The organism is Paenibacillus lutrae, from assembly GCF_009757775.1.
Classification (GTDB): Bacteria; Bacillota; Bacilli; order Paenibacillales; family NBRC-103111; genus Paenibacillus_F; species Paenibacillus_F lutrae.
Window position 1 is genome coordinate 1 of record NZ_RHLK01000032.1, and the last position, 5,567, is coordinate 5,567.

A 5,567-nucleotide genomic window follows, 5' to 3' on the forward strand; every position below is an offset into this window, starting at 1 on the left:
TTGAAAGCGACCTTCGTTATTGCTCTTACTCAGCATTTTTTACACCTCGGCTCACCGTTTTACTTACTAATTCGATAAAAAAGCCTGTAGACCCTGCTCCTTACGGAACTTTGTCTACAGGCTGAGGTACTACGATTTGTAGTACCCCGGCCTCTTTCAGCTCGCTTATTCTCTTTTTTTGCCACGGAACAATCCTCTGCGCCTGACTTTTTCAACAGCTTCTTTACTGCTGACTGCGCCGAGTTTTTTGAGCATTTTATTCACCTGATTCTTCAGCGTGCTTTCCGCCTTCACCAGTTTTTTCTCAATCTGGGACTGCGTATAGCCCTCTTCAATCAGCTCAAACACTTCCCGTTCGGCGGCCGTCAGTTCCTTGAGCTGCTCCTCTCTCTTAAGCCTGGCATATTCCTTAAGCAGCGCTTCCATGGCAAAAGGATGATGATGCGCGCTCCGGATTGCATGAGGAAGCTCCTCGAATCTGGTTTTATCGATATAATTGACAGCCCCTGCCGTAAATGCCTGCTTGATGACTTCTTCATCGTTTACCGACGTCAGCATGATGATTTTGGCCGGATGGATCTCATGAATTTCTATAGCTGTATAAATTCCATCCAAGCCCATTTCTGTCAGATGAATGTCCATTAGCACCACATCAAAAGCAAGTGTACCCGCGAGCCGGATAGCTTCATCCGGACCGGACGCTGCGCCGACAATCAGAATGTCCGGTTCTCTGTTCAGAAAAGCGGTCATGGCCTTAATCCAATCGGGATCATCTTCTACAAGGAGCACTTTAATGTGACTCATTCCCGGCCTCCCTGCTGCGTTCAGCGATTTTGTTGCGTGGAAAATAAAGCGTCACGACTGTACCCGCCCCTTCCCGGCTTGTCACATCAACCGAACCTCCGCTTTTCTGCATCACATTGTATACGTAGGAAAGGCCGAGACCAAAATTCCGCGACCGGTTCTTGGTACTGTAGAATGGCTCGAAGACCTGAGTGACCTGATCCGCAGGAATACCCCTGCCCGTATCGTGAAACGACAGAGAAACACCTTTGGCGGCTGATTCAAGCTTAATCGTAATGGTGCCGCCATCCGGCATCGCTTCGACTGCATTCGACAGAATGTTGCCGATGACTTCTTTCATATGGATAGCGTCACAGATCACAACCGGCTGAGTCATAAAATTTCTTTCAATTACGATTGCGCCATTGCCCTGCTGCCTGAGATAGTCGGAAACACACACCTCTGCCAGCACGGCAAGTCTGCACGGATGCTGCTCCAGGAGAATATCCTTCGTCTGGCTGTGGATGCGGTTAACCATCGCAAGCATATGCCCGGATGCTTTTTCAATCATAGCCAGATGCGCTTGTGTTTGTTCATCCGCTTCGCCTAAGCTGTGCTTTAAGTTAACGGTACTGATGGCAATCTTGCCTAATTCGTTCTTGATCGTATGATTGAGCAGAGTCGTTCCCGAACTGACGGCTTTCATCGTACTGTCCAGCGGTTCTCTCTCGAACCGGAGCCGTACTCCCAGCACCCCGTATAGAAACACGCCCAGAATGGCAACCACAAATGAATAGATCATAAATACAGAGATGTAGCTGAAAAAATCGAAATCCGGCGAGATCACCTTGGCAATATTAATAAATACCAGGACAGCAAGAAGAGTCGGTACAATAATTATCGTGGTGATCAGACGGTTCCTCTTCCTCCAGCGGTTCTCTTCCGTCCATAGCGAAGCCAGCAGAAGATAGCAGGACGTAAGATAGTATGGAGCCGTCCATAGGAGCAGCAAGCCGAAATTGAGCTCCAGAGCCGGCACCAAAGGCGTTACCGCAAGCATAAAGAGAACGGGAAGCAGCAGCATCCCTTTTAGCCAATGTCTTGCAGCCATGCGTGACACTTTGCCCGAATATACGATACAAAAGACCAAAACCCCGTAAGGCGTGAGCGTATGATTCAAAAGCTGTGCAGCGTCTCCAAGTCTAGGCAGCCCGGCCTGGTACAAAGTGTCCGCCAATCCTCCTATTGAAGCACAAAGCAGAAAAAACGCCGCCCAGCGGTTCGTTTCATTTCTCACGTTGCCGAGAAGCAGGACTAGCGCCGCCGCCAGCAGTGCGAAGAAATAATAAATCATACTTTCAAGAAATAATGCAAGTACTCCTCGTCTTTGACAAATCCGTGTTGTTCATACAGGCGCTGTGCCCGCTCGTTATCCAGAGCCGTTGCCAGCTCAAGTCCTTTGCCCCTCATCTGCGCCGTATAGTCTCTGGCAGCTTCAAGCAGCAAGTGACCCACGCCTTGTTTCCTGTACTCTTCTTGCACGTAGAGATCATTCAATAGGTAAGAACGCTCAAGCGAAATCGACGAGAACACCGGATAAAGCTGCGTAAATCCTGCCAATCTCTTTTGCAGAACATCTTGGACTATGAAGATGATCGATTCCCGGTGCTCATAGCGGTCGAATAGAAATTGCCGTGCCCGCTCCACATCCGAATCCTGTCCGTAGAAAATCCGGTATTGGTTAAAAATCTCCGCCACTTCATTCAAATCGCCGATCGTGGATTGTCTGACTTCAAAATTGACTGGCATCGTATCTCATTCCTTTATTATTAGATGGTTATATTGAAGAAGATAGGAAAAATTCTTCTCAAGACATGAAAAAATCCTTCACAAGGGTAGGGAATAAAATCTTTCCATTCACCATTGTAAAGGATTAGCTTCCACTAAGTCACCTATTCGTCCACATTTTGAAATCCCGGCAGCTTAAACGGACACCAGCTTGGCGTTCGTAAAAGTCATGACCCCATTAAACGTATTTAAATCGGCTAGAATAAAATCTTCATCGGTAATTTGAAATTGAAATTCTTTCGAAATATCGGCTAGAATTTGAACATATGAAATGGAATCTACTCCCCACAAATCATCAAGCGGCTTGTCATAATCCGATTTGGATACGTTCACATCATTTTCTTTGAAAATACTCAAAATTTTCTCTTCTACTTCATTTGCCATTTTAACTCTCCTGCCTTATTATGATCATTTCATTCCGCTCTATTTCAACTAATAAGGACCACATATTCATTTCTAATTCCAGCAACTCATTGGCTTTAGATTGGATCAAAGAAAGGTTCAGCGTTTTATCGCCATTGATCGTTTTATTGATAAAAATCTGCTTAATGGATTTCCAGCCTCGCTGTATTTTGTTCACATGAAGGCGTAATTCCTGGAACAGCGATTCTTCAATTAAATCCATTTCATTCAGAGATTGAATTAACATTCCATTGGCTGCTTGACGACTGGAGATGATGTTAATTCCAATTAAAGAAATCCGTATGTAATCATCAAACAGATCATGGTTCTTAATGTCCCACAAACCATCGAAAGAAAAATCAGCTAATTCTCTTTTTAATCTTGCTGCATGATTTTGTATGTCTTGTAAAGATAATCGGTAAGGCACAATCTGATCCTGGAGATGATAAATGTAAGCATGCGGACCTCCAAACTCCTTGTCAGTCATAGCCCCTGAGTTCATAAAGGCTTCAACGACTCTTTCTTCCGGAATAAGGTGAGTGCCGTAGCCATCGATATCATCATCCAGAACGTGGTACATCTTCGCCCTAGTATCAAAACCATTGATAATGGCGTAGTGGCTCATGTGAAATTTATTACAGGCAATATTTTTAGGCAGCCAATAAAATAAATCCACATTTAATTTTATAATTTGTTTGTCCGCAATAATTTCTTTTAATTCCGTAAGAAAGTCAGCAGGATCTTTAAAAGTATGAGCCGTTTCCTTGGCAATGACCTGTTGCAGGATAAAATCATTCCAATTTTCTTCGTAATCCAACACATCAAGCGTAGGTGTAATGAATGAAGAATCAATGGCTGCGCCCCATGTTTTGTAACGGTAATCGTTCATTAAAGCCGCATATTTGTAACTGGGTTCCACCGTCACTGCTATGGTATAAGCAGCATTCAGAATACAATTCATCCAAAAATCGTTATAGGGTTTTAGTTCAAAAGAAAATTGCATTGTTACCTGTTCTCCATTCGAAAGATCTAATATTTTATTTTTACATTTTAATTATATTTTATATTATGTGTCTTATTTTGGAAAGTGAAAGATCAACTATTTATTAACTTTATGAACACTCCTTCTAACCCAAATACTTGCTGCAACCAGCCCTATAAAAAATCCTGTGATCGGCGAAACAACCAGTATGCCTATATAATTCGTGCTGCTAGTAAGTGTAACTTTAAGAATTACGGTAGCCATAGTCACAAGACCTGCAGGAACCCAGTAGCCCCGTTTACCAGATAGAATTCTTCCAGCCGGCCGGTCTATGGGTTCAGCTTTTTTCCATAGGAGAAACACAAGCAATCCTTCCGTCAGTAAACCTGCAATAGACAAGGTGTGCTGCAGAATCTTATACAACGGAACGTTCATGATCGTACTTTGTAAAATCCCAAATTTGCTAACAAAGAATCCAGCCCCATGCGTGAATGCGTCCAATAGAACGTGCGAATAAAAGCCGATAATTACGGATAAGAGAAAAACAAACCATTTGCGCAGACTGTTTAATTTCCAATCTCGTAGAAGACCTCTCGCTTTATTCTCCAACTGGGCTGTTGCTGGTAAATGGTCAATAAGTGGAATCTTCAGGATGTAGTGAACAACATAAGCCAGCAAGATGCTGAGCGGGATCGCCTGCAGGAACAGCCCCGCTACAGAATGGCCTATGAACCGGTAAGGTTCAAGGGCTATAAAATACTCAAAATCGGGGGACATGCTGCCAAGTATAAGTCCGGTTAAACTCAAATACCGGGGAAAAATCAGCTTCAATGGCCCCGCGTATAGAGGATGAGCAAATGTGAAGGGCATAGATTGAGATACTCCTCTCGTAGATGTGCAGACAGATCTGTAAAGGATTATTCAGGCACCTCTAAATATTCGGATACTCTCGACTTCAAAATCTCAATTAGTTCTTCATCCATAAACTTATAATCATCCGGAATGTCCAGACAGATTATTGGCCTGGTCCTTACTTTAGCTGAAAATTTATCTTGAAGCCTCCTTGCATGCTTCTTCTCCATCACAAAAATTGTATCCGCCCATCCGATGAGCCCCTCCGTAACTTTAATCCGGGCACCTTCTTCTGTCCCAGCCGATTTAACCTCGTATCCGTTGTAACGATCCAATATTTTTTCGGCCGTCAGACTCCGCCATTTGTTGCGGCTGCAAATAAAAAGTAGTTTCATCTCTTGTTACCTTCTTAGTTTTAGTGGATTTAGTTAAGCTGCTAATCAAAATAGTTTTTGATGCTTTTCTTATTCCTGCTTAAGCTTAGTTGAAATTCATCTAATTTATTTATTCCTATTGGACCGCATCTTCAAAATCTCTTGCGATATAACTGGTAAGGCTGATTATTAAATCAGACTTCAGATTGCAGACAAACTCCTTTGTTCCGAATGGAACTCAGGAGTTTGTCTTGTTTGGAGAAATAAAAAACTCAAAAATGCAGTAAGTTTCTGTTTTGAGCCACCGGTTCTCCAAAGCCAGGTGG

General features: G+C 43.3%; 7 protein-coding genes. All 7 read right to left on the reverse strand.

The annotated features are described in order from the left end of the window. Positions 1-165 precede the first annotated feature (165 nt). The 7 genes from EDM21_RS24310 to EDM21_RS24340 all read right to left on the reverse strand — a co-directional run bounded on the left by EDM21_RS24310 (position 166) and on the right by EDM21_RS24340 (position 5,262). Positions 166-804, reverse strand: a complete 639-nt coding sequence (locus EDM21_RS24310; RefSeq protein WP_157338939.1) for a response regulator transcription factor — start codon at positions 802-804, stop codon at positions 166-168. Next, positions 791-2,137: a sensor histidine kinase gene (locus EDM21_RS24315; RefSeq protein WP_157338940.1), complete on the reverse strand. Its 1,347-nt coding sequence runs from the start codon at positions 2,135-2,137 to the stop codon at positions 791-793. The genes EDM21_RS24310 and EDM21_RS24315 overlap by 14 nt, the downstream gene beginning before the upstream one ends. After that, complete coding sequence (locus EDM21_RS24320) at positions 2,134-2,592, reverse strand: GNAT family N-acetyltransferase (protein WP_157338941.1); 459 nt, start codon at positions 2,590-2,592, stop codon at positions 2,134-2,136. The genes EDM21_RS24315 and EDM21_RS24320 overlap by 4 nt, the downstream gene beginning before the upstream one ends. A gap of 174 nt (positions 2,593-2,766) precedes the next feature. Further along, on the reverse strand, positions 2,767-3,015 hold the full coding sequence (locus EDM21_RS24325; protein WP_157338942.1) for an acyl carrier protein: 249 nt from the start codon (positions 3,013-3,015) through the stop codon (positions 2,767-2,769). Position 3,016: 1 nt separating this feature from the next. Beyond that, positions 3,017-4,036 carry a cysteine peptidase family C39 domain-containing protein gene (locus EDM21_RS24330; RefSeq protein ID WP_157338943.1) on the reverse strand — a complete coding sequence of 340 codons (1,020 nt, stop codon included), beginning with the start codon at positions 4,034-4,036 and terminating at the stop codon, positions 3,017-3,019. 96 nt (positions 4,037-4,132) lie between these two features. Next, positions 4,133-4,885: a DUF4184 family protein gene (locus EDM21_RS24335; RefSeq protein WP_157338944.1), complete on the reverse strand. Its 753-nt coding sequence runs from the start codon at positions 4,883-4,885 to the stop codon at positions 4,133-4,135. 47 nt (positions 4,886-4,932) lie between these two features. Then, on the reverse strand, positions 4,933-5,262 hold the full coding sequence (locus EDM21_RS24340; RefSeq protein WP_157338945.1) for a low molecular weight protein tyrosine phosphatase family protein: 330 nt from the start codon (positions 5,260-5,262) through the stop codon (positions 4,933-4,935). Between the last annotated feature and the right edge of the window lie 305 nt (positions 5,263-5,567).